At 67.7% G+C, this 19,887-nt stretch carries 22 protein-coding genes (1 of these 22 cut by a window edge); 8 read left to right on the top strand and 14 right to left on the bottom strand.

The annotated features are described in order from the left end of the window. Together H1Q64_RS03785 and H1Q64_RS03790 are read right to left on the bottom strand one after the other, a co-directional pair. Positions 1-639: the 5' portion of a phosphatase PAP2 family protein gene (locus H1Q64_RS03785; RefSeq protein ID WP_237904437.1), read on the bottom strand. 66 nt of this gene lie to the left of the window's left edge; the window shows 639 of its 705 coding nt (coding positions 1-639); it begins with the start codon at positions 637-639; its stop codon lies off the left edge, out of view. 113 nt (positions 640-752) lie between these two features. Next, complete coding sequence (locus tag H1Q64_RS03790; RefSeq protein ID WP_237904438.1) at positions 753-1,223, bottom strand: DUF411 domain-containing protein; 471 nt, start codon at positions 1,221-1,223, stop codon at positions 753-755. A gap of 347 nt (positions 1,224-1,570) precedes the next feature. On the opposite strand from H1Q64_RS03790, the gene H1Q64_RS03795 reads away from it, so the two are divergent. The 4 genes from H1Q64_RS03795 (at position 1,571) to H1Q64_RS33770 (ending at position 4,840) form a co-directional block, all read left to right on the top strand. Continuing rightward, the gene (locus H1Q64_RS03795; RefSeq protein WP_237904439.1) at positions 1,571-3,139 is read left to right on the top strand and encodes a diguanylate cyclase; all 1,569 of its coding nucleotides are present in this window, start codon (positions 1,571-1,573) and stop codon (positions 3,137-3,139) included. Positions 3,140-3,406: 267 nt separating this feature from the next. Further along, a complete protein-coding gene (locus H1Q64_RS03800) occupies positions 3,407-4,030 on the top strand; it encodes a hypothetical protein (RefSeq protein ID WP_237904440.1) in 624 nt (207 codons plus the stop codon). A gap of 7 nt (positions 4,031-4,037) precedes the next feature. After that, positions 4,038-4,580, top strand: coding sequence for a hypothetical protein (locus H1Q64_RS03805; protein ID WP_237904441.1), 543 nt, complete (start codon positions 4,038-4,040; stop codon positions 4,578-4,580). Positions 4,581-4,717: 137 nt separating this feature from the next. Then, a complete protein-coding gene (locus tag H1Q64_RS33770) occupies positions 4,718-4,840 on the top strand; it encodes a hypothetical protein (protein WP_014239103.1) in 123 nt (40 codons plus the stop codon). Positions 4,841-4,912: 72 nt separating this feature from the next. Here H1Q64_RS33770 and pspC read toward each other — a convergent pair whose 3' ends face one another. The 4 genes from pspC to H1Q64_RS03825 all read right to left on the bottom strand — a co-directional run bounded on the left by pspC (position 4,913) and on the right by H1Q64_RS03825 (position 6,578). Next, positions 4,913-5,314 carry an envelope stress response membrane protein PspC gene (pspC, locus tag H1Q64_RS03810; RefSeq protein ID WP_237904442.1) on the bottom strand — a complete coding sequence of 134 codons (402 nt, stop codon included), beginning with the start codon at positions 5,312-5,314 and terminating at the stop codon, positions 4,913-4,915. 45 nt (positions 5,315-5,359) lie between these two features. Further along, complete coding sequence (gene pspB / locus H1Q64_RS03815; RefSeq protein WP_109067670.1) at positions 5,360-5,587, bottom strand: envelope stress response membrane protein PspB; 228 nt, start codon at positions 5,585-5,587, stop codon at positions 5,360-5,362. A 125-nt stretch (positions 5,588-5,712) separates the two neighbouring features. After that, positions 5,713-6,384, bottom strand: a complete 672-nt coding sequence (pspA, locus tag H1Q64_RS03820) for a phage shock protein PspA (protein ID WP_035670837.1) — start codon at positions 6,382-6,384, stop codon at positions 5,713-5,715. Positions 6,385-6,431: 47 nt separating this feature from the next. Further along, the gene (locus H1Q64_RS03825) at positions 6,432-6,578 is read right to left on the bottom strand and encodes a hypothetical protein (protein WP_014239099.1); all 147 of its coding nucleotides are present in this window, start codon (positions 6,576-6,578) and stop codon (positions 6,432-6,434) included. A gap of 164 nt (positions 6,579-6,742) precedes the next feature. Here H1Q64_RS03825 and pspF point away from each other — a divergent pair, with 164 nt between their 5' ends. Next, a complete protein-coding gene (gene pspF / locus H1Q64_RS03830; RefSeq protein WP_237904443.1) occupies positions 6,743-7,747 on the top strand; it encodes a phage shock protein operon transcriptional activator in 1,005 nt (334 codons plus the stop codon). 6 nt (positions 7,748-7,753) lie between these two features. Here the strand turns inward: pspF and H1Q64_RS03835 are convergent, their stop codons facing one another. Then, positions 7,754-8,065: a polyhydroxyalkanoic acid system family protein gene (locus tag H1Q64_RS03835; protein WP_237904444.1), complete on the bottom strand. Its 312-nt coding sequence runs from the start codon at positions 8,063-8,065 to the stop codon at positions 7,754-7,756. Between the two features lie 207 nt (positions 8,066-8,272). Between H1Q64_RS03835 and H1Q64_RS03840 the strand changes: the two genes are divergently transcribed. Next, on the top strand, positions 8,273-10,444 hold the full coding sequence (locus H1Q64_RS03840) for a transglycosylase domain-containing protein (protein ID WP_237904445.1): 2,172 nt from the start codon (positions 8,273-8,275) through the stop codon (positions 10,442-10,444). Positions 10,445-10,575: 131 nt separating this feature from the next. On the opposite strand, the gene H1Q64_RS03845 is transcribed toward H1Q64_RS03840, so the two are convergent. The 7 genes from H1Q64_RS03845 to groES form a co-directional block, all read right to left on the bottom strand. Next, on the bottom strand, positions 10,576-11,823 hold the full coding sequence (locus H1Q64_RS03845) for an NAD(P)/FAD-dependent oxidoreductase (protein WP_237904446.1): 1,248 nt from the start codon (positions 11,821-11,823) through the stop codon (positions 10,576-10,578). A gap of 123 nt (positions 11,824-11,946) precedes the next feature. Continuing rightward, a complete protein-coding gene (locus H1Q64_RS03850; RefSeq protein ID WP_035670820.1) occupies positions 11,947-12,210 on the bottom strand; it encodes a hypothetical protein in 264 nt (87 codons plus the stop codon). A gap of 109 nt (positions 12,211-12,319) precedes the next feature. Beyond that, positions 12,320-13,468 carry a NapC/NirT family cytochrome c gene (locus tag H1Q64_RS03855; protein ID WP_237904447.1) on the bottom strand — a complete coding sequence of 383 codons (1,149 nt, stop codon included), beginning with the start codon at positions 13,466-13,468 and terminating at the stop codon, positions 12,320-12,322. An 85-nt stretch (positions 13,469-13,553) separates the two neighbouring features. Further along, entirely contained in the window at positions 13,554-14,558 is a 1,005-nt protein-coding gene (locus H1Q64_RS03860; RefSeq protein ID WP_330874507.1) for a cytochrome-c peroxidase, read from the bottom strand. Positions 14,559-14,795: 237 nt separating this feature from the next. Beyond that, positions 14,796-16,487, bottom strand: a complete 1,692-nt coding sequence (locus tag H1Q64_RS03865; protein WP_330874509.1) for a catalase — start codon at positions 16,485-16,487, stop codon at positions 14,796-14,798. A gap of 209 nt (positions 16,488-16,696) precedes the next feature. Further along, positions 16,697-18,340, bottom strand: a complete 1,644-nt coding sequence (groL, locus tag H1Q64_RS03870; RefSeq protein ID WP_035670811.1) for a chaperonin GroEL — start codon at positions 18,338-18,340, stop codon at positions 16,697-16,699. A gap of 52 nt (positions 18,341-18,392) precedes the next feature. Next, positions 18,393-18,683 (bottom strand): co-chaperone GroES, encoded by a 291-nt coding sequence (gene groES / locus H1Q64_RS03875; protein WP_145623298.1) that lies wholly within the window; start codon positions 18,681-18,683, stop codon positions 18,393-18,395. A gap of 294 nt (positions 18,684-18,977) precedes the next feature. Between groES and H1Q64_RS03880 the strand changes: the two genes are divergently transcribed. Both H1Q64_RS03880 and H1Q64_RS03885 read left to right on the top strand, forming a co-directional pair. Continuing rightward, positions 18,978-19,241 (top strand): usg protein, encoded by a 264-nt coding sequence (locus H1Q64_RS03880; RefSeq protein ID WP_237904448.1) that lies wholly within the window; start codon positions 18,978-18,980, stop codon positions 19,239-19,241. A 139-nt stretch (positions 19,242-19,380) separates the two neighbouring features. After that, the gene (locus H1Q64_RS03885) at positions 19,381-19,872 is read left to right on the top strand and encodes a lysozyme (protein WP_237904449.1); all 492 of its coding nucleotides are present in this window, start codon (positions 19,381-19,383) and stop codon (positions 19,870-19,872) included. Positions 19,873-19,887: the final 15 nt, after the last annotated feature.

Raw genomic sequence — 19,887 nt, forward strand, 5'->3', positions numbered from 1 at the left:
CATCTGAAGGGTCACCAGGAAGGCCAACGCGTAGACGATCCCCGGCTGCGCCTCCTGCCAATGGAGGAAGCGGCGGGTCAGCCGCTCCGGCACCGAGACGACCAGCACCGCCGCCATGATGAGGACACCGACCACCCCGCCGGCCAGGATGTCCGTCGGGAAGTGAAACCCCAGATAGACGCGCGGCAAACAGATCACCACCAGCGTCCACAGGAAGGCAAAGGCCCCGACCAGCCGGTTCGACCACCACAGGGCAGCGGCCAGAGCGAAGAACAGCACGGCGTGGTCGCTGGGAAAGGAACTCCAGCCGTCGACCGCCCACGCGTTCACATCATAGGGGACGACGAAGCCCAGTTCCGGATCATGGACCGGGCGAAGGCGCATCGGCAGGAAGTTTTGCATCCCGCGCCCGATGGCGATGGCCAGCAGCGCCCCGAAGATGGTCCGCACCGCGTAAAGATCCGGCCCGATCAGCCGCCCGCTGCGCCGGGTCCAGCACCACCACAGCAGCGCCATCAGCACGCCGCCCTTCAGCAGGTCGCTTTGGGCGATGACATAGATGGTCTTGTCCGCCGCCATGCTGGCGCGGCTGTAGCCGTTCAGCCAGCCGATGATGACGAGATCGAATGCCGTGGTCACGCCGTTCCCTCCGTTCCGCCAAGCCGGCCGGCCTTTGGAAGGCCCGCCGCTGGAAGCTAGGAACGGAAGGGCAAGCCCCGAGGGCGCCGGTTATCGGACTTATCCCGGAAGGGTCAGCGCCGCTCGTAGACGCTGTCGCCACCAGCCCCACCGAACAGAACGACGTCGTAAGGGTCCTTCACCCCCGTCTCCATGCCGGGCGAGCCCTGCGGCATGCCGGGAACGGCGAGGCCGACCGCCGCCGGGCGTTCGCGCAGCAGCCGCTGCACGCTGTCGGCGGGCACATGGCCTTCCAGGGCATAGCCGCCGACCAAGGCGGTGTGGCAGGACTGGAGCCGGGCGGGCACGCCGAGACGCACCTTCACCGGTTCCACATCGTCGACCTCCTGCACGGTCACCGGAAAACCGGCGGCCCGCATATGGTCCACCCAGCCGCCGCAGCAGCCGCAGGTCGGCGATTTCCACACCATCACCTCCGGCTTGGCCGCGGAGGAGGCCGCGGCGGAGGAGGTGCCGGCCAGGCTGCGCACCGCGATGGCCAGAGCGCCCACCGTCAAGCTCGCCCCCATGGCCGTGAGAAACATCCGACGATTCAACATTCGCAACACCCGCTCCACAGACTTGCGGAAAGATGGCCTGCCGCCACCCCGTTTCAACGCAGTCTGCCGCCCGCCGCCGCCGCCCGCTTTGATCGTGGTCAAACGACATGCCGCGGACCGACGGTTGCGAAAGGATGAAATTCATTCCATAAGGACAACGAACCCGTTGCGCAGGTGAAGTTGCATCGGTTACCGCTGAATGGCAGCAATCCGCGTGGCAAACCCTGACCGGCACCGCCGGGAAACCGGTTGTTGGCCGGCAACAGGCCTAACGGACGGGCAGGCTGAACGGGCAGGCTGAACGGACGGACAGGACGGGCGGAACGCACAGCATGGAAACCGACCTTCTGTTCGCAGACGACGACCAGCCGCCGCCGCCCGAGGACGGGGCGGAGCCGTGGATCGTGCTGATCGCCGACGACGATCCGGAGGTCCATGCGGTCACCCGGCTGGCGCTGGGGGGCCTGCGCTACAAGGGGCGGCGCCTGTCGCTCGTCAGCGCCCTGTCGGCGGGCGAGGCCGCGGCCATCCTGCGCTGCACCCCCAACGTCGCCATCATCCTGCTCGACGTGGTGATGGAGACGGACGATGCCGGGCTGCGGCTGGTCCGCACCATCCGCGAGGAGCTGAACAACCACGCCATCCGAATCATTCTGCGCACCGGCCAGCCGGGACAGGCGCCGGAAGAGGACGTGGTCCTCGCCTACGACATCAACGACTACAAGTCCAAGGCGGAGCTGACGGCGAAGAAGCTGTTCACCTCCGTCGTCGCGGCCCTGCGCGCCTACGCCGACATCGTGGCGCTGGAGACCAACCGCCGCGGGCTTCAGCAGATCATCCAGTCCACCGACCGCCTGTTCGAGCTGCGCTGCATGCAGCAGTTCGCGGCCGGGGTGCTGACGCAGCTGTCCGCCTTCCTGCGGGTGAAGCCCGACGCCATCCTGTGCGCCCAGCGCGGCGCCACCGGCCGGCCGCTGCCCGACGGCGCCTTCTACGTGCTGGCCGGGGCCGGCTGCTACGCCGAGGCGGCCGGGCAGACCGCGTCGCCGACCGGAGCGCTGGCCCCGGACGCGATGATCCCGCCGGCTCTCGCCGGCCGCATCACCGACGCCTTCCGCAGCCGCCGGAGCCATTACGGCGCCAACGAGACGACCCTGTTCATCCGTGTGCCGGACGGGCACGAGGTGGCGGCCTGGATTCACACCGACCGACCTCTGGACGACGTGGACCGTGGGCTGGTCGAGGTGTTCGCCTCCAAGATCGCCATCAGCTTCGCCAACGTCAGCCTGTATGAGCGGCTGCGCGAAGCCAACGAGACGCTGGAGGCCCGCGTCGCCGAACGCACCCGGGCGCTGGAGGCGGCGAACACCAAGCTGGAGCGGCTGGCTACGGTCGATCCTCTGACCGCCGTGTGGAACCGCCGGCATTTCCTGGACCTCGCCGCCGCGGAGCTGGGGAGGGCGCATCGACACGGGCGACGGCTGAGCGTGATCCTGCTCGACCTCGACAATTTCAAGGCGGTCAACGACGGCCACGGCCACGCCGCCGGGGACGAGGCGTTGCGCACGGTGGTGGTCCGCGCCCGCGAGGCCCTGCGCACCTCGGACCAACTCGCCCGCTTCGGTGGGGAGGAGTTCGTCGCGCTGCTGCCGGAGACCGACCTTGCCGGGGCCCGCATCGTGGCCGAGCGGGTGCGCGCCGCCATTGCCGGAAGCCCGGTGGTGACCGATGGCCGGGCCATCCCGATCACCGCCAGCCTGGGCGTGGCCGAGTGGAGCGCGTCGGAGCCCTCCATCGAGCTGACCTTGCGCCGCGCCGACGCCGCGCTCTACGAGGCCAAGCTGGCCGGACGGGACCGCGTGTGCGTCGCGGACGAGCCTAAGACGCCGCCCTGTTCGTGATCCGCCGCCCTGGCGGCGGCAGCGGTTCGTGAAAACATAGAACCGCTTTCTTGTGGTCCGCACACGATACGGAAACGGAGCGGATACGGAAATTTCCCCGACGTGAAGGAAGTTTGCAAACTTCATTTGCCCTGCACTTAGGCGTTGCAGGTCCATAGGGCGTGGATTACCGCTCCTCCATTCTCGACACCATGAGACGGTGAAGGCGGCGAACGGGCTCCGGGCCGAGTCCGCTCCGGTTCTTTTCGGGGGATCAGGGTCTCAGCCATGTGGAACGATTACGGTCAGGCGCTGTTCCTGGCGCTCGCCTTGGCCGGGCTGGGCTTCGGCATCGGCAAGGCGGCGGTCCTGTTGGGCGAGCGCGCGATCGACCGGCGGCTCGGTACCGGCCGCCGGCAGGACACCATCGCCCGCCGCGCCAAGCTGGAGGCCGGGTTCGAGGCACGCAAGACGCAGCGCATCGACGACCTGCGCAAGGCCGAGCGGGACATCGGCGACGCCGCGCGACGCCGTCAGACGCTGGAACGGCGCCTGCGCGACCTTGAGCACCGCGGCGACGATCTCCGGCGGCTGATCGGAGAGGAGGTCGCCGGCACCCCCTGCTACATTGCCCAGGTCGCGAACAAATACGTCGGCGGCGGCACCAACCAGCAGGCGCAGCACGCCTTCATCGACTCCGGCTGGGCACGGCCCCAGACGGTCGAGGTGTGGGCGCGCACGATGCCTGTGGCCCGCACCGAGATTGAGCGGCGCTACCCGCCCGCCTTCGGCTATGTGGTGTTGCGGATTCAGGAAACCCCTCGGGACGCTTCGATCACGACCGGGGGGACGGGCGCCAGCCAGGGCAAAGCCGGGTCGGGCGATCCCACCCCCCTGGCAATAGCGAGCTGAGGACGCCATGGGCCATCCATCGACGCTGTATCTCTTCTCCGCGCTGGTCGGCGTGGCGACGCTGACGGTCTCGCTCCTGTCGGCGCGGCGGCAGCTCCGGATGGCGGAGGAGCGCATCGCCAGCGCCGCGGCCCGCCGGCAGGCCCAGGTGGAGCGCCTCAAACGCCTCGCCCGCGCCACGCTGGACCAGGCGCGGGAGCTGCGCGCGGCGCGGCGTCGCAAAGCATCCATCGACTTGGCCTGCGAGGATCTGGAACAACGGCTGGCTGCGGCGGGCGCAGTGGACCGGCGTGTCTATGTCCTGGACGACCGGCGGACACCGGCGGATGCCGGATGGGTGGTGACGGTGGCCCACGCCGACTATCGCGCGCGTGTCAATGGCGCCCTGGAGAAGACGGCCCTGGAGAAGACGGCTCTGGAGCGCTGGAAGAGGGGCCGCCGCTTTCTGGTCTGGGGCCTGGATGAGGCGAAGGCGCGGGAGAAGATCAACGCCCGCCATCCCGAACACAATGGCTTCTCCATTCTTTCGGTAAAGCCTTACCTCGATTGACGCCCCGGACGGATAGGCTTCCTCATTGGGGGGAGCCCCGGTGGCGGTCATCTGCCGGACGGACGGTTGCTGTCACCTCTTTTCGCTACCATGTCCTTCACAGTTGCGTCATTCTGCTCGGGTCAAGCGGAGGAGCCATGATGGATCTCGATCTGGTCGTGCTCGTTGGGGCGATGGCTGCGGCCCTCGCCGGTCTCGCTGCCGCCCGCCCGGCCATGAAGCCGGTGCGCGTGCGCAGCCGGAACCGCCGTCGGCGCTGACCCACCGGCGCCGCGTCAGGCGGTGCTGCGGTCAGGCGGCGGCCTTGCCCCGGAGGCGCTCCGGGGCTGCCGTCAGCGGTCCAGGTTGCGGATCGCGCGGTTGAGTTCGTACTCTTTGGAAGCGACATGCGCTTCCAGGTTTCCCACGCGCTTTTCGAAATCGCGGAAGCGTTGCGTCAACCCGGCCAGGGTGCGGTCGGGCTTGATCGAAACGCCGCGCCAGAAGGCCTCCTCCTCCGAATTGCGGTAGACTGCCGGCGGCTTGACCGGCAGGACCAGCACCGCGATCACATAGGCGAGAAGCACCGGCGGCATGAAGAAGAACAGGCCGAGCACCAGGGCCAGCCGCACCAGTCCGGGCCGGAACCCGAAATAATCGGCGACGCCGGCGCACACGCCCCCCACCACGCCACGCTGCGGATCGCGAAAGAGCCGGTGCGGGTTGGGCGAGTCGTAGGGCGAAGAACGGTCCATCGTCGGGCTCCCGTCAGGTCGGAATGAATGTGGAATACGGCCGGCTCACAGCTTGTCGCGCCAGTTGGGCGACTCCGCGTCGAGCACCCGTTCCAGCGCGTGGATGCGGCCCTCCAGGCGGTTGGAGATGTCCCACAACTCGGCCAGAAGCTGCTCGTCCTGGGCCGACAGCCCGCGCTGCCCGCGCCATTTGGTGATGTAGTGGAAGATGATCCAAAGCGGTGCCACCACGGTCATGAAGAGCACCGCGAGGACGAAGCTGAAACCGCTCATCGGGGGACGGCCTTTCTTGTTGTTTGGGAAACCCCTCTCCCGCGAACCGGCGGGAGAGGGGACTCAACGCCAACCCCGCTGTCGGGAAAGACGAAGTCGGGGCCGGCGCCCGCGCCGGTGCGGGATCAGCTTCCCCGGCGCGCGGCGACGCGGGCCTTCAGCGCGGCCAGCTCGTCCTGAACCTTCTTGTCGGCCTCCAGCTCCGCGATCTCCTCGGTCAGCGTCTTGGTGCGGCCCACATCGTAGGCCTCCACACGGCCTTCCAGCTCGTCAAGGTTGCGCTCCACCTGCTCGAAGCGGGAGAAGGCGTCGTTGATCCGCTCGTCGTGCAGGGTGGAGCGGACGCGCACGCGGTTGGCCGCCGTCTTGGTGCGGGCGACCAGCGCCTTCTCGCGGTTCTTGGCGTCGGTCAGCTTGGCCTGGAGGCGGCCGATGTCCTCGTTGGACTTGGACAGCGCCTCCTCGACCTGGGCGAGCTGGGCGGTCAGGACATCGGCCTCCTCGGCGGCGCGCGACTTGGCCAGCAGCGCCTGCTTGGCAAGGTCCTCGCGGTCGTGGGTCAGCGCGGTCTCGGCCTTGCGGTCCCAGGAGTCGCGCTCGCGGTGCAGGTCGGCGATGCGGCGCTCGATCTCCTTGCGCTCGGCGATGATCTTCACCGTGGAGGAGCGCACCTCGACCAGCGTGTCCTCCATCTCCTGGATGATCAGACGGATCAGCTTCTCCGGGTCCTCCGCGCGGTCGAGCAGGGAGTTGAGGTTGGACTGCACGATGTCGGTCAGGCGCGAAAAGATGCTCATGGGGATGTGTCCGTTCTTGGTCGCTTGTCGGTCGGGCTTGGTCTTCGTCAGCCGAGGATCGTCGCGATCAGCAGGCCGGCGGCGAAGAACGCCCAGCTCTCGGTGGGGCGGCTGGTCAGGTAGGTCCGGATGCGCGCCGCCAGCGGACGGGCCTCGCGGGTGTAGCGGCGGTGATAGTCGCTGTAGTGGCTCATGCGGGTCTCCTTATTTGGTCCCCTTCTTCGCAATGGCCGTGCCAAAGCCGGGAATCCCTGCAAAACCTTGGATTTTCTGGAGCGGGCGGAGGGTGTTCGGGTTTGGAGCATCGTCCTTTCCGCGATATAATGAAGAAATTCACCAACTCTTCGCCCTTTTGACCATGCAGCCCAATCCGCCCTCCCTGCTCGGAGAGTCCCCGGCCTTCCACGCGGTCCTTGCTCACGTCTCCCGTGTGGCGCCGCTGGAGCGTCCTCTGCTGGTCATCGGGGAGCGCGGGACCGGCAAGGAGCTGGTGGCCGCCCGCCTGCACTATCTGTCCCGCCGCTGGGACCGTCCCTTCGTAAAGGTGAACTGCGCCGCGCTGACCGAGAGCCTTCTCGACTCCGAGCTGTTCGGGCACGAGGCCGGGGCCTTCACCGGGGCGATCCGGCGGCAGATCGGACGGGTGGAGCAGGCCGACGGCGGCACGCTGTTCCTGGACGAGATCGCCACGGCCAGCGCCGCCGTTCAGGAAAAGCTGCTGCGCGCCGTGGAGTATGGCGAGATCGAGCGGGTCGGCGGGCGGACCCAGATCGTCGATGTGCGGGTGATCGGGGCGACCAACGCCGATCTGCCGGCGCTGGCCGAAACCGGGCAATTCCGCGCCGACCTGCTGGACCGGCTGGCCTTCGACGTGGTGACCCTGCCGCCGCTGCGCGCCCGGCGCGAGGACATCCCCGTGCTCGCCGAGCATTTCGCCCTTGGCATGGTGCGGGAGTTGGAGAGGGCGCTGTTCCCCGGCTTCGCCCCGCGGGCGCTGGAGCAGCTTCTGGACCATGGCTGGCCGGGCAACGTGCGCGAGCTGCGCAACGCGGTGGAGCGTTCCGTCGCCGCGTCCGACCCGGAGGGGCCGGTGGAGGAAATCCTGCTCGACCCCTTCGCCTCCGCTTGGCGCCCGGCCGCGCCGGCGGCCCCCGCCCCGTCACCGGACACTGCGGAGGAAGAGGCGCCCATTGCCGCCGGAGACTTCCAGGAGCAGGTGCGGCGCTTCGAAGCCGGCCTTCTGGAAACGGCGCTGGAGCGCAACCGCTTCAACCAGCGCCAGACCGCCGAGGCGCTGGGGCTCGGCTACCACCAGCTTCGCGGGCTGCTGAAGAAGCACGGGCTGATCGGCAAGCCCGAATAGGGGCGGCTATTTCTTCTCCAGCAGCAACGTGCCCTTGCTCTGCAGCCGGTCCTTCACCTTGTTGGCCAGCAGGCCGAGCGCCCAGGGAAGCTGCACCTCCACGGTGACGCTGTCGTCCTGCACGTCGATGAAGCCGGTGACGGTCTGGGCCATCGCCACCACGCGGAAATCCACGCGGTCGTCGGTCCAGTGGTCGTCCATGCTGCTGGCGATCGCGGCGAGGTGGGAGCGGGCCTGCCCCACCCCCTCCGCCACGCGCCGCTTCGCCTCGTCCCGGCCGAGCTTGTGGGGAATGGAAACGGTCAGGGGCTTCGACATGAACAGGCTCTCCGCTGCGTCAACGCTTATTCATGGAAACAACAGTCCGCGGCGGCTTTTCTTCCACCCCCGTCATCCATCTGCAACGGTGCTAAGACAAATCTTATCTCTTTCGAGGGCGCTCTTTCGTCGCAACGGGGCGGCGGCGTATAGCTTTCCATCACAGATTACCTCAGGCATGGATTTCTTGGGGGCCGCGACCGCGCCGTGAGCAACGATCGACCGGGCGAACTCTTTGCGGGGCCGCGCCCCATCCAGACGCGGGGCGAGGAGCCGGCGCTGCGCCCCCGCCTGCCCAAACGCGCGCCCAAGCCGGAAAAGCCCGCCAAGCCCGAGAAGCCCAAGGCTGAGAAACCGCGCAAGCCCGCTCCCCCGCCACGGAAAGCCGCTCCGAAAACCGCCAGAAGCGGCGGGCGGCGGACGATCCTCGGCACGCTGGTCTATGCCGGGATGGTCGCCGGGGTGTGGTGCGGCATCGCGCTGGGCGCGGTGCTGGCCTGGTTCGCGCTGGACCTGCCGGACATCTCCAAGGTGGCGCAGTTCGAACGGCGCGCCTCGGTCACCGTGCTGGCGGCCGACGGGTCGGAGTTCGCGCGCTTCGGCGACCTGCACGGCACGACGCTGGGCGTGCGCGACCTGCCGCCGCATCTGATCAACGCCGTGCTGGCCATCGAGGATCGGCGCTTCTACTCGCATTTCGGCGTCGACCCCATCGGTCTGGCCCGCGCGCTCTACGTCAACTGGCGGTCCGGCCGCTCGGCGCAGGGCGGCTCCACCATCACCCAGCAGCTCGCCAAGAACCTCTTCCTGACGCCCGAGAAGTCGCTGAAGCGCAAGATCCAGGAAGCCATGCTGGCGCTGTGGCTGGAGCACCGCTTCACCAAGGACCAGATCCTCACCGCCTATCTGAACCGCGTCTATCTGGGGGCGGGCACCTTCGGCGTGGACGCGGCGGCGCGCACCTATTTCGGCAAGCCGGCGACCCAGCTCGACCTGCGGGAATCGGCGATCATCGCCGGCCTGCTCAAGGCGCCCTCGCGCTACGCCCCATCCTCCAACCCGGACGAGGCGGCGGAGCGGTCGCGCGTCGTGATGGGCGCCATGGTGGACGCCGGCTTCATCACCGCGCAGGAGCTGGAGGCGGCGCGCAACGCCCCGCCTTCCGCCAAGCGCAAGCCAGGCGGCGACGGGCGCTATTTCGCCGATTGGGTGACGGAACTGGTCTCGGCCTTCGTCGGCTCCGGCCACGGCGACGTGGTGGTGCGCACGACGCTGGACCTCAAGCTGCAACGCGCGGCGGAGCAGCGGCTGGAGGAGATCCTGGCCGGCCCCGGTGCGGCCGCCAACGCCCGCCAGGGCGCCCTGGTCGCCATGACCACCGACGGCGCGGTGCGCGCCCTGGTCGGCGGGCGGGACTACGACAACAGCGAGTTCAACCGCGCCACCCAGGCGATGCGCCAGCCGGGTTCGGCCTTCAAGCCCTTCGTCTATCTGGCGGCGCTGGAGGCCGGCTGGTCGCCGGACAGCCCGGTCGAGGACGCCCCGGTCCGCATCGGCGGCTGGAGCCCCGGCAACTACGACGGCAAGTTCCGCGGCACCGTCACCATGGCCAACGCGCTGGCCCATTCGTCCAACACCGCGACCGTGCGCATCATCGACCGCATCGGGGTGGAGCGGGTGCGCCGGGTGGCGGCGGGGCTGGGCATCAACTCGCCGATGGGCAAGGACCTGTCGCTGGCGCTCGGCACCAGCGAGGTCAACCTTCTGGAGCTGACCCGCGGCTACGCCGGCATCGCCAACCGCGGCGCCCCGGTCTGGCCCTATGCCATCACCGAGATCCGCGACCGCGACGGCAACGTCCTGTACCGGCGGCAGGCCGGCGGCTCCGTCCCGGTGGTCGATCCGGCGCACGCGGTGCAGCTCACCCGCATGATGACCGGCGTCATCGAGTACGGCACCGGCAAGTCGGCGAAGCTCGACCGCCCGGCGGCGGCCAAGTCGGGCACCACCCAGGATTACCGCGACGCCTGGTTCGTCGGCTTCACCGCCGACCTCGTGGCCGGGGTGTGGCTGGGCAACGACAACAACGCCGAGATGAAGCGGGTCACCGGCGGCTCCCTGCCGGCCAAGCTGTGGCAGGGCTTCATGCTGGACGCCCACGTCGGACGCCCGCCCCGCCCCCTGCCGGGGATGGAGGGCGCCCCCGCCTATGTCGCGTCCGGCGGCATCGCCGAACCTGCCCGCGCCACCCCGGCGGCGGCACCTGCGCGCGGTTCGTCGGGCGGCGTGGCCTCCGGCATCGGCTCGCTGATTGAAAGCCTGACCGGCAAGGGCAGCGCGCCGCAGGTGCAGTACGACTACGGCAATCCGGTGCGGTGAAGGGAAGCGCATTGCCCCCACCCCAGCCCTCCCCCGCTTTCGCGGGAGAGGGTGCCTTCTGCGAAGCGGCGGCAGTCCCCTCCCCTGCGTCAGCGGGGGAGGGTTAGGGAGGGGGCAAGTTCGGCAATGACTCAGCCCCCCAGATACCCCAGCACGCCCTTCCCCGCCCGCGTGCCCATGGCAAAGCAGCCCTGGAGGAGGTAGCCGCCGGTCGGCGCCTCCCAATCCAGCATCTCCCCGGCGACGAAGGTCCCCGGCAGGCGGGTCAGCATCAGCGATCCGTCCAGCTCCGCCAGCCGGACGCCGCCGGCGGTGGAGATGGCGCGCTCGATCGGCCGCACCCCGGTCAGCACCATCGACAGGCCCTTGATCTGGCGGGCCAGCGCCGCCGGGTCGGACAGTTCCGACGCCGGGGTGAACTCGCGCAGCAGGGCGGCGCGCGGGCCGGTCAGCGACAGGGATTTCTTCAGGAAGGTGGACAACGATTCCGCGCCGCGGCGGCGCAGCCGTTTGGCGATCGCCGACTCCGGCAGGTCCGGCATCAGGTCGATGGTCAGGGCGGCCCAGCCCTCGCGCTCGATGGCGTCGCGCAAGGGGGCGCTCAGCGCATAGACGGCGCCGCCCTCGATGCCGGTCTCGGTGATGACGAACTCGCCCTTCAGCCGGCGGTCGCCGAAGGCGAGGCCGACGCTCTTGACCGGCTGGCCGGCGAAGCGCTCGCGCAGGTGATCGGACCAGGGCACCTCGAAGCCCATGTTGGACGGGCGCAGCGGCGCGATGCCCACGCCGCGCACGGCCAGCAGCTCGGTCCAGGCACCGTCGGAGCCGGTGCGCGGCCAGCTCGCCCCGCCCAGCGCCAGCAGCGTGGCCCGCGGGGCGACCGTGGTCTCGGTGCCGTCACCGCGCTGGAAGCGCAGCGCGCCGGACGCGTCCCAATCGAGCCAGCGGTGGCGGGTGTGCAGGGAGACGCCCAGCCCCTCCAGCCGGCGCAGCCAGGCGCGGACCAGGGTGGAGGCTTTCATCTGCACCGGAAAGACGCGCCCGCTGGAGCCGACGAAGGTCTCGATCCCGAGCCCCGCCGCCCAATCGCGCAGGTCCGCCGGGGAGAAGCCGGCCAGCAGATCGGTGAACAGCGGGGCTTGCGCGCCGTAGCGGGCGATGAAGGCGTCCAGCGCTTCGGAATGGGTCAGGTTCAGCCCGCCGCGCCCAGCCAGCAGCAGTTTGCGCGCCGGGGTGGGCATCCGCTCAAAGACGGCGACCGAGCGGCCCGCGGCGGCGATGACCTCCGCCGCCATCAGCCCGGCCGGGCCGGCGCCGATGATCGCAACATCGGGAGAGAAGGCGTCGGGAGAAGAAACAGTGTCAGGGGCGTCGGTCATCGGGTCCCCCGAGGGGTAAAGGATGTCGACCGGTCCCGTCCGCACCGCCTTCGCCAAAGGAAAAAGCAGCGTCGGACGGGACCGGGGCACTCAAGAAGCGGGAATCGGCGGCGCGGGACCGGATCAGTCCGCGTCGTCCTCCTGGGCCACCTCGTCGGCAAGGTCGTTGGCCATGTCGGCGAAATAGCCCGCATCCACCTCCAGCCCGTTCTCCTCGCAGATCCGCATGAAGATGCGGTAGGCGTGCAGGATCGCGACGTCGAGAACGGCGAGGTCGCCCTCCTCGCTGTGCTTGTCGGTGACGCCACGCTCCTGGAGCGTGCCGACGATGTCGTGAGAGGCGGCCTGAAGCACCGCTTCCATGGCTTGTTTGTGCAGAGTCGACATCGCGGGGGTCCTCTTTCTCAAGTGGTCGTCTGCCGGCGGGCGCGGCGTGTTCAGCGCCGGCCCGTGGTAGAAAACCCCTCTTAGCAGCTTCGGGTTCTCGCCGCAGCGATCATCGCGCGCCGTCCTTCGCATGGCTCTGCAGATAGGCCAGCAGCAGGCGGCCCTCCTCCTCGTCCAGCCGGGTCAGCCGCTTCATGGCGTTCATCTTGCCGATCCAGGCGTTCGCGTCGATGTCGGCCGGCGGGTGCAGCGTGTGGCAGAGCGAGCAGTTGGCGTCGTAGACTCGCGCGCCGTAATCCCACAGCGCGCCGAGCGTGCCCACATAGCCGCCCGCGCCGCTCCAGGCGGTCAGGCGGACCTCCGTCCACTCCTGTTCGGTCTCCGGATCGGTGACGCTGCGCAACACCGCCGCTTGACCCGCTACCGCCGCGTTCAGCTTGACCGTGGTGATGCGCTTGCCCGGCTGGGCGTAGAGCGTCTGGGCGGAACTGCCGCGCTGCCAGCCGGTGATCTCAACCTTCAGCGCGCCTCCCTCCGCCGCCAGGACCTTGACCGGCGTCGCCGCGGCGACCTCGCCGTCCCCGGCGCTCCCAGGAGCCGGCGGTTTGCTGTACAGGGCGAGGCTGGTCAGGGCGTAGGCGGTGTCGCCGGGCTTCAGGGCCAAAGCCTTCGCTTGGTCCGACAGGCCGGCGAAGAGTTGGCGATGGCCGGCGGTGACGTCGGGGAAGCTGTGGGCGATGCCCTTGTGGCAGTCGATGCAGGTCTTGCCGGCCTTCTCCGCCCCCTCCATGGCGCTGGCCGCCTTCGGCGTCTGCTTGTGGAAGTCCATGGCGCCGAAGGAATGGCAGTTGCGGCATTCCTGGCTGTCGGTGGCGCGCATGCGGTCCCATTCGCGGCGCGCCAGCGTGTGGCGCTTGGCCTCGAACTTCTCCTTGGTATCAATGGAGCCGATGAGCCAGTGGTACAGCTCGCCCGACGCCTGCACCTTGCGGATCACCTTGTGCGTCCAGTCGCGCGGGACGTGGCAGTCGGCGCAGGTGGCCCGCACGCCCGAGGCGTTCTGGTAGTGCGGCGAGGTCTTGTATTCGACATACACGTTGTCGCGCATCGCGTGGCAGGAGACGCAGAACTCCATGCTGTTGGTCGCTTCCATCGCGGTGTTGAAGCCGCCCCAGCCGACCACCCCGACGACGATGCCCACCAGACCGGCCAGCGCGAGCGCCCCGAAGCCGCCCGCCGTCTTCCATCCCCACCGCATGTCGATACCCTGCAACCATCCTCAAGAAAAGGAATGGGGCCGGGCCGCCCCAACGACGCCCGGCCCCATCCAACCCCCAACCCCGTCAGTCGAAGGGATGCGGCTTCGGCGTCTTGTCCGTGGACGGCGGCAGGATCGGCAGAGCAAAGCTCGGCTGGTCACCGGTCAGCGTCTTCAGGAAGGCGACGATCTTGCCGTTCTCGTCCGGCGAGAACTTCTTGCCCAACTGGATGCGGCCCATGACGTCCACCGCGTCGGACAGCGTCGCGGCCTCGCCGTCATGGAAGTAGGGGTAGGTCAGCGCGACGTTGCGCAGCGTCGGAACCTTGAAGTTGAAGCGGTCGGCCTCCTCCTTGGTCACCGCGATGCGGCCCTCGGCGGGGTTGTTGGTCTTGTAGGGCTCGACGACGCCCATCTTCTGGAAGGTGTTGCCACCGACGGCCGAGCCGTTGTGGCAAGCGGTGCAGCCCGAGTCCTTGAACAGCTCGTAGCCTTCCAGCTCGACGGTGGTCAGGGCCTTCTTGTCGCCCTTCAGCCACTGGTCGAAGCGGGAGTTCGGCGTGACCAGCGTCTCCTCGAAGGCGGCGATGGCCTTGGTCACCTCCTCGATGGTGATCGTCGTCTCGCCGAAGACCTCGGCGAATTCCTTCTGGTATTCGGGGATGGAGCGCAGCACCTCGACCGCCAGGGCGTGGGTGGAGCCCATCTCGCCGGGGTTGGCAATCGGGCCGCCGGCCTGCTCCTGCAGGGTCAGCGCGCGGCCGTCCCAGAACTGCGCCACGTTCAGGCTGGAGTTCAGCACGGTCGGCGAGTTGATCGGACCCTGCTGCCAGTTGTGGCCGATGGAGGTCTTCAGGTTGTCGGTGCCGCCCATGGACAGGTTGTGGCACGAGTTGCAGGAGATGAAGCCGGACTTGGACAGCCGGGGATCGAAGTACAGCTTCTTGCCGAGTTCAACCAATCCGGGATTGGTGACCTTCGCCGACTCGATCGGCGAAATCGGTTCGTCGGCGGCGAACGCGGGCACGCCGAAGGTGGCGACGGAGGCCGCCAGCATGGCCGCGAACGACACGGCAGCACGCATGGACATCGCACTTCTCCCTTATCGAAGTTCTAATATTTTGGCTAATGCCTTGATGCAAAATGACAGTGGCACGCCCTGCTCTGGTGATACCAGTGACAGGCGTGTCGCGCGGCAACTTGCCGCATGCCCGCGCACAAACTGTGGATAATCAAAACAATCATCGGCGCGGGCATGAAAAAGGGGCGGCGGGACAACCCGCCGCCCCCATTGGGACGCCAACCGATTAATGATCTTAGGTTGTGCTTAGTCGGCAGCCTGACTGGTCATGCCGCCTTGCACGCCGGACGGCATGCCCTTCACCACCTCATCCGCCGTGGCGCGGTGGACCTTCACGGAGCCGGTCCACTGGCCCCAGGCCTTCGGGTCGATCGTGTCGCCATTCCTGCCCAGCGCCTTCAACCGCTTCTGGTCCTCGTCGGTCAGCACCTGCTTGGGCAGGGGGGCCAAGCCGGCGACGTCGGCGGCGGTCATGCCCAGCATGCCGGCCACCCGGCTGCCGTAGTCGTCATGGATCAGGAAGAAGTGCCAGAGCATCCGCTCCTGGACGTCGCGTTCGCACTGGCCGAGCAGCGTGCCCATGTTCAGGACCAGATCGTCGCGCTCCCAGTCCATCATGGTGCAGTAGCGGCCCCGCGCCTGAACGTAATCGTTGCGGCGCTCGATCACGCTGCGGGTCAGGCGGCCGTGGATTTCCGGCGGGTTGTTCGGCTCCTCCCGCTGGGCTTCGCTAAGGCCGTTGTGGATGGACGGCTCGAAATTGACGTGCGGGTTCTGCCCCGGCGCCAGATCGCGCTGGTAGGACATCTGCCCGCCCGACAGGTTGGTGGCGACCGGCGCGTTCTTGGCCTGGTTGATCGGCAACTGCTGATAGTTGGGGCCGACCCGGTAGCGCTGCGTGTCGGAGTAGGAGAAGGTCCGCCCGACCAGCATCTTGTCGTCGGAGAAGTCCAGCCCGTCCACCAGCACGCCGGTGCCCATGGCGATCTGTTCGTTCTCGTTGAAGACGTCCTCGACGTTGCGGTTCAGCGTCATCACGCCGACATGGCGCAGCGGGAAGTCCGACTCCGGCCAGATCTTGGTGTCGTCCAGCGGGTCCCAGTCCAGTTCGGGGTGGTCATGGTCCTCCATGACCTGAACATACATGTCCCACTGCGGGTGGTCGCCGCGCTCGATGGCCTCGTAGAGGTCCTTGGAGGCGGAGCCGAGATCCTGCCCCTGCACCTTCGCCGCTTCCTCCGCCGTCAGGGAGGCGACGCCGCAGCGCGGGTGGAAGTGGTATTTGACCAGCACTGTGTCGCCGTTGGCGTTCACCATCTTGTAGGTGTTCACGCCGAAGCCTTCCATGTGCCGGTAGTTGGCCGGAATCCCCCGCGGGCTGAACAGATGCGTCAGCATGTGCATGGATTCGGGCGTCTGGCTCATGAAGTCGAAGATGCGGTTCGGCTCCTGCCGGAAGGTCACCGGATCGGGCTTCAGCGAGTGGATGACGTCGGGGAACTTGATGGCGTCGCGGATGAAGAAGACCGGCAGATTGTTGCCGACGAGATCCCAGTTGCCGTCCTCGGTGTAGAACTTCACCGCGAAGCCGCGCGGGTCGCGCGCCACCTCCGACGAGTCGCGCCCGCCGATGACGGTGGAGAAGCGGATGGCCAGCGGAGTCTTCTTGCCGGCTTGGCCGAACAGCTTGGCACGGGTGTATTTGGACGCCGGCTCGTCGCCGATCTTGCCCGTCGCTTCGAATTCGCCGTAGCAGACGAAGCCGCGGGCGTGGACCACGCGCTCCGGAATGCGCTCGCGGTCGAAGTGAGAGATCTTCTCCAGGAACTGGTAATTCTCCAGCGTCGCCGGACCGCGGGGGCCCACGGTGCGCTGGGACTGGTTGTTGGTGATCGGGTGGCCCTGACGGTTGGTCAGAGTCTTCGATTGGTCAGCCATCGCATTCTCCCTGAACAGCAAGCCGTGCCGGCGCACCTCTGGGGCGTCCGGTTGGGAGGTCAACGGCCCTAGTTTAGAACTGTTCCAATCCAAAACGCGGACGGCGGCACCCTGTCCGTCAGGGAGATGCCCAAACGGAAAAGGGCGGCCCCGCAGGACCGCCCTTTCCGCAAACGTCGCGGATGACGTGAGCTTTTCGACGCAGGCTATCAGAAGCCCATGCCGCCCATGTCGTCCATGCCACCCGGCATACCGGCCGGAGCAGCCTTCTTCTCCGGCTTCTCGGCGATCATCGCCTCGGTGGTGATCAGCAGGCCGGCGATCGAGGCCGCGTCCTGCAGGGCGGTGCGAACCACCTTCACCGGGTCGATGATGCCGGCGGCGACCAGATCGGTGAACTCACCCTTCTGGGCGTCGTAGCCGAAGTTGGCGTCGTTCTGGTCCAGCAGCTTGCCGACCACGATCGAACCGTCGGTGCCCGCGTTGTAGGCGATCTGACGGACCGGGGCCTGCAGGGCGCGGCGGATGATCTCGATGCCGACGCGCTGCTCGTCGTTGATCGGCTTCAGGGCGTCCAGGGCCTTGGTGGCGTACAGCAGGGCGGTACCGCCGCCGGCGACGACACCCTCTTCCACCGCGGCGCGGGTGGCGTGCATGGCGTCGTCAACGCGGTCCTTGCGCTCCTTCACCTCGACCTCGGTGGCGCCGCCGACGCGGATGACGGCAACGCCGCCAGCCAGCTTCGCCAGACGCTCCTGCAGCTTCTCGCGGTCGTAGTCCGAGGTGGTCTCCTCGATCTGCGCCTTGATCTGGCCGATGCGGGCCTGGATGTCCTCGGCCGAGCCGGCGCCGTCGACGATGGTGGTGTTCTCCTTGGAGATCACAACCTTCTTGGCGGTGCCCAGCATGTCGATGGTGACGTTCTCGAGCTTGATGCCGAGATCCTCGGAGATGACCTGGCCGCCGGTCAGGATGGCCATGTCCTCCAGCATCGCCTTGCGGCGGTCACCGAAGCCCGGGGCTTTGACGGCGGCGACCTTCAGGCCGCCACGCAGCTTGTTCACGACCAGGGTCGCCAGGGCCTCGCCCTCGACGTCCTCGGCGATGATCAGCAGCGGACGCGAGGACTGCACGACGGCCTCGAGGACCGGCAGCAGGGCCTGCAGACCCGACAGCTTCTTCTCGTGGAGCAGGATGAACGGGCTCTCGAGGTCCGCGATCATCTTATCGGCGTTGGTGATGAAGTACGGCGACAGGTAGCCGCGGTCGAACTGCATGCCCTCGACGACGTCCAGCTCGGTCTCGAGGCTCTTGGCCTCCTCCACCGTGATGACGCCCTCGTTGCCGACCTTCTCCATGGCCTGGGCGATCATCTTGCCAATCTCGCCTTCGCCGTTGGCGGAGATGGTGCCGACCTGGGCGATCTCGTCGTTGGTCGTGACCTTCTTGGCACGGCCGCGGATGTCGTTCACGACGGTCTCGACGGCGAGGTCGATGCCGCGCTTCAGGTCCATCGGGTTCATGCCGGCGGCGACCGACTTCACGCCCTCGCGGACGATGGCCTGGGCCAGAACGGTCGCCGTGGTGGTGCCGTCGCCGGCCAGGTCGTTCGTCTTCGACGCGACCTCACGCACCATCTGGGCGCCCATGTTCTCGAACTTGTCCGACAGCTCGATTTCCTTGGCGACCGAGACGCCGTCCTTGGTGATGCGCGGAGCGCCGAAGGACTTCTCGATCACGACGTTGCGGCCCTTCGGACCCAGCGTCACCTTCACGGCGTCGGCGAGGATGTCCACACCGCGCAGCATCTTCTCGCGCGCGGCGGCGGAGAACTTAACTTCCTTGGCAGCCATTGCTCACTTCCTTGAAATTCGGGGGGTTGGATCGCTCAGCGCGGGCGGAGGCTCAGGCCTCGACGACGCCCATGATGTCGGATTCCTTCATGATGAGGAAATCCTCGCCCTCGATCTTCACCTCGGTGCCCGACCACTTGCCGAACAGGATGCGGTCGCCGGCCTTCACGTCGAGCGCAACGACCTTGCCGCTCTCGTCACGGGCGCCCGGACCCACCGCGATGACCTGGCCCTCCTGGGGCTTTTCCTTCGCGGTGTCGGGGATGATGATCCCGCCCTTGGTCTTGGTGTCGGACTCCAGACGCTTGACGACGACGCGGTCGTGCAGCGGACGGAACTTCATGGGGATGCCTCCAGGATCAAGGCTTATTGAAAGGATTGGCGCCGGGCTCGGGGCTGTTAGCACTCTCCCCCGGCGAGTGCCAGACAGCTAATCGAGCTGCGGTTTCGATTCAAGAGGGTCGTTGCGGCAATCGGTGCGATTCCTGGCAGCAGTCACCATGACTTGCTGCTAATGCATTGAAACAGAAGAAAAATTTTTGTTGCCCGCCGCAGCTGCGAACGGCACACTTTCACAAAAGAATCACGTAGGCACAGCGCAAGGACGCCATCGGTTCCACCATCACGGAGGCAGAGCATGGCCAGTCTGGGGCTTCAGCTTCGCGATTACCGCCTGACCACGGCGGAGATTCTGTACCACATGCCGGACCACCCGCACCTGCTGCAGAGCTATCTCTGGCAGGAGTTGGACCTCGCCCCCGGCTACCCGGTGCTGCGCCGGTTCCTGGATTTCTGGCAGGCCAACCTGGACGGCAGGCTGCATTCGGTGAAGCTGGCGACCCACCGCCTGATCACACCGGGGGAGGCCCGCGCGGTGGCCGCGGAATTCCGCTGGATCTGACGCCCGGCCAAGCCCTCTCCCCATGCGGGTGAATGTGAATAAATAAACCATTTTTAGGAGTTTATTGCTTCGGATACCCTTTCCCAAGCACGAACAGTTCGTGCCAATGCACGTTCACGACACGCTGGGGAAGACGATCATGACGACGCCGGTTTGCGAAGAAGCGGTCAACCTTGTTAAGCATTTCGAGGGTCTTTACCTCAAGGCCTACCTGTGTCCGGCGGGGGTGCCAACCATCGGCTACGGCCACACCGCCGGGGTCGAACTGGGGCAGAGCATCTCCTCCGCCCAGGCCGACGACCTGCTGAAGTCGGACCTGACCTCCGCCGCCGCCCAGGTGGACAAGCTGGTCACCGTCGCGCTGAACCCGAATCAGCGCGGCGCGCTGGCCTCTTTCGTGTTCAACCTGGGGGCCGGCAGCCTGCAATGCTCGACCCTGCTGCGCCTGCTGAACCAGGGCGACTACGAGGGCGCCGCCGGCCAGTTCAGCCGCTGGGTCTACGCCACGGTCAACGGCGTCAAGACGCAGCTTCCGGGTCTGGTGAAGCGCCGCGCCGCCGAGGCCGACCTGTTCGAAAGCTCCACCGAGCCGCTGCCCCAGGCGGCGGTCAGCACCGCGACGGGTGCGTGAACGCTCTTAATAACC

The organism is Azospirillum brasilense (assembly GCF_022023855.1).
In the GTDB taxonomy this organism is placed as follows: Bacteria; Pseudomonadota; Alphaproteobacteria; order Azospirillales; family Azospirillaceae; genus Azospirillum; species Azospirillum brasilense_F.

Bases quoted from the DNA above. Each gene is read 5' to 3' on its own strand.
- H1Q64_RS03790 (WP_237904438.1), bottom strand. From the start codon at position 1,223: ATGTTTCTCACGGCCATGGGGGCGAGCTTGACGGTGGGCGCTCTGGCC.
- H1Q64_RS03795 (WP_237904439.1), top strand. From the start codon at position 1,571: ATGGAAACCGACCTTCTGTTCGCAGACGACGACCAGCCGCCGCCGCCC.
- H1Q64_RS03800 (WP_237904440.1), top strand. From the start codon at position 3,407: ATGTGGAACGATTACGGTCAGGCGCTGTTCCTGGCGCTCGCCTTGGCC.
- H1Q64_RS03805 (WP_237904441.1), top strand. From the start codon at position 4,038: ATGGGCCATCCATCGACGCTGTATCTCTTCTCCGCGCTGGTCGGCGTG.
- H1Q64_RS33770 (WP_014239103.1), top strand. From the start codon at position 4,718: ATGATGGATCTCGATCTGGTCGTGCTCGTTGGGGCGATGGCTGCGGCC.
- pspC (WP_237904442.1), bottom strand. From the start codon at position 5,314: ATGGACCGTTCTTCGCCCTACGACTCGCCCAACCCGCACCGGCTCTTT.
- pspB (WP_109067670.1), bottom strand. From the start codon at position 5,587: ATGAGCGGTTTCAGCTTCGTCCTCGCGGTGCTCTTCATGACCGTGGTG.
- pspA (WP_035670837.1), bottom strand. From the start codon at position 6,384: ATGAGCATCTTTTCGCGCCTGACCGACATCGTGCAGTCCAACCTCAAC.
- H1Q64_RS03825 (WP_014239099.1), bottom strand. From the start codon at position 6,578: ATGAGCCACTACAGCGACTATCACCGCCGCTACACCCGCGAGGCCCGT.
- pspF (WP_237904443.1), top strand. From the start codon at position 6,743: ATGCAGCCCAATCCGCCCTCCCTGCTCGGAGAGTCCCCGGCCTTCCAC.
- H1Q64_RS03835 (WP_237904444.1), bottom strand. From the start codon at position 8,065: ATGTCGAAGCCCCTGACCGTTTCCATTCCCCACAAGCTCGGCCGGGAC.
- H1Q64_RS03845 (WP_237904446.1), bottom strand. From the start codon at position 11,823: ATGACCGACGCCCCTGACACTGTTTCTTCTCCCGACGCCTTCTCTCCC.
- H1Q64_RS03850 (WP_035670820.1), bottom strand. From the start codon at position 12,210: ATGTCGACTCTGCACAAACAAGCCATGGAAGCGGTGCTTCAGGCCGCC.
- H1Q64_RS03855 (WP_237904447.1), bottom strand. From the start codon at position 13,468: ATGCGGTGGGGATGGAAGACGGCGGGCGGCTTCGGGGCGCTCGCGCTG.
- H1Q64_RS03860 (WP_330874507.1), bottom strand. From the start codon at position 14,558: ATGTCCATGCGTGCTGCCGTGTCGTTCGCGGCCATGCTGGCGGCCTCC.
- H1Q64_RS03865 (WP_330874509.1), bottom strand. From the start codon at position 16,487: ATGGCTGACCAATCGAAGACTCTGACCAACCGTCAGGGCCACCCGATC.
- groL (WP_035670811.1), bottom strand. From the start codon at position 18,340: ATGGCTGCCAAGGAAGTTAAGTTCTCCGCCGCCGCGCGCGAGAAGATG.
- groES (WP_145623298.1), bottom strand. From the start codon at position 18,683: ATGAAGTTCCGTCCGCTGCACGACCGCGTCGTCGTCAAGCGTCTGGAG.
- H1Q64_RS03880 (WP_237904448.1), top strand. From the start codon at position 18,978: ATGGCCAGTCTGGGGCTTCAGCTTCGCGATTACCGCCTGACCACGGCG.
- H1Q64_RS03885 (WP_237904449.1), top strand. From the start codon at position 19,381: ATGACGACGCCGGTTTGCGAAGAAGCGGTCAACCTTGTTAAGCATTTC.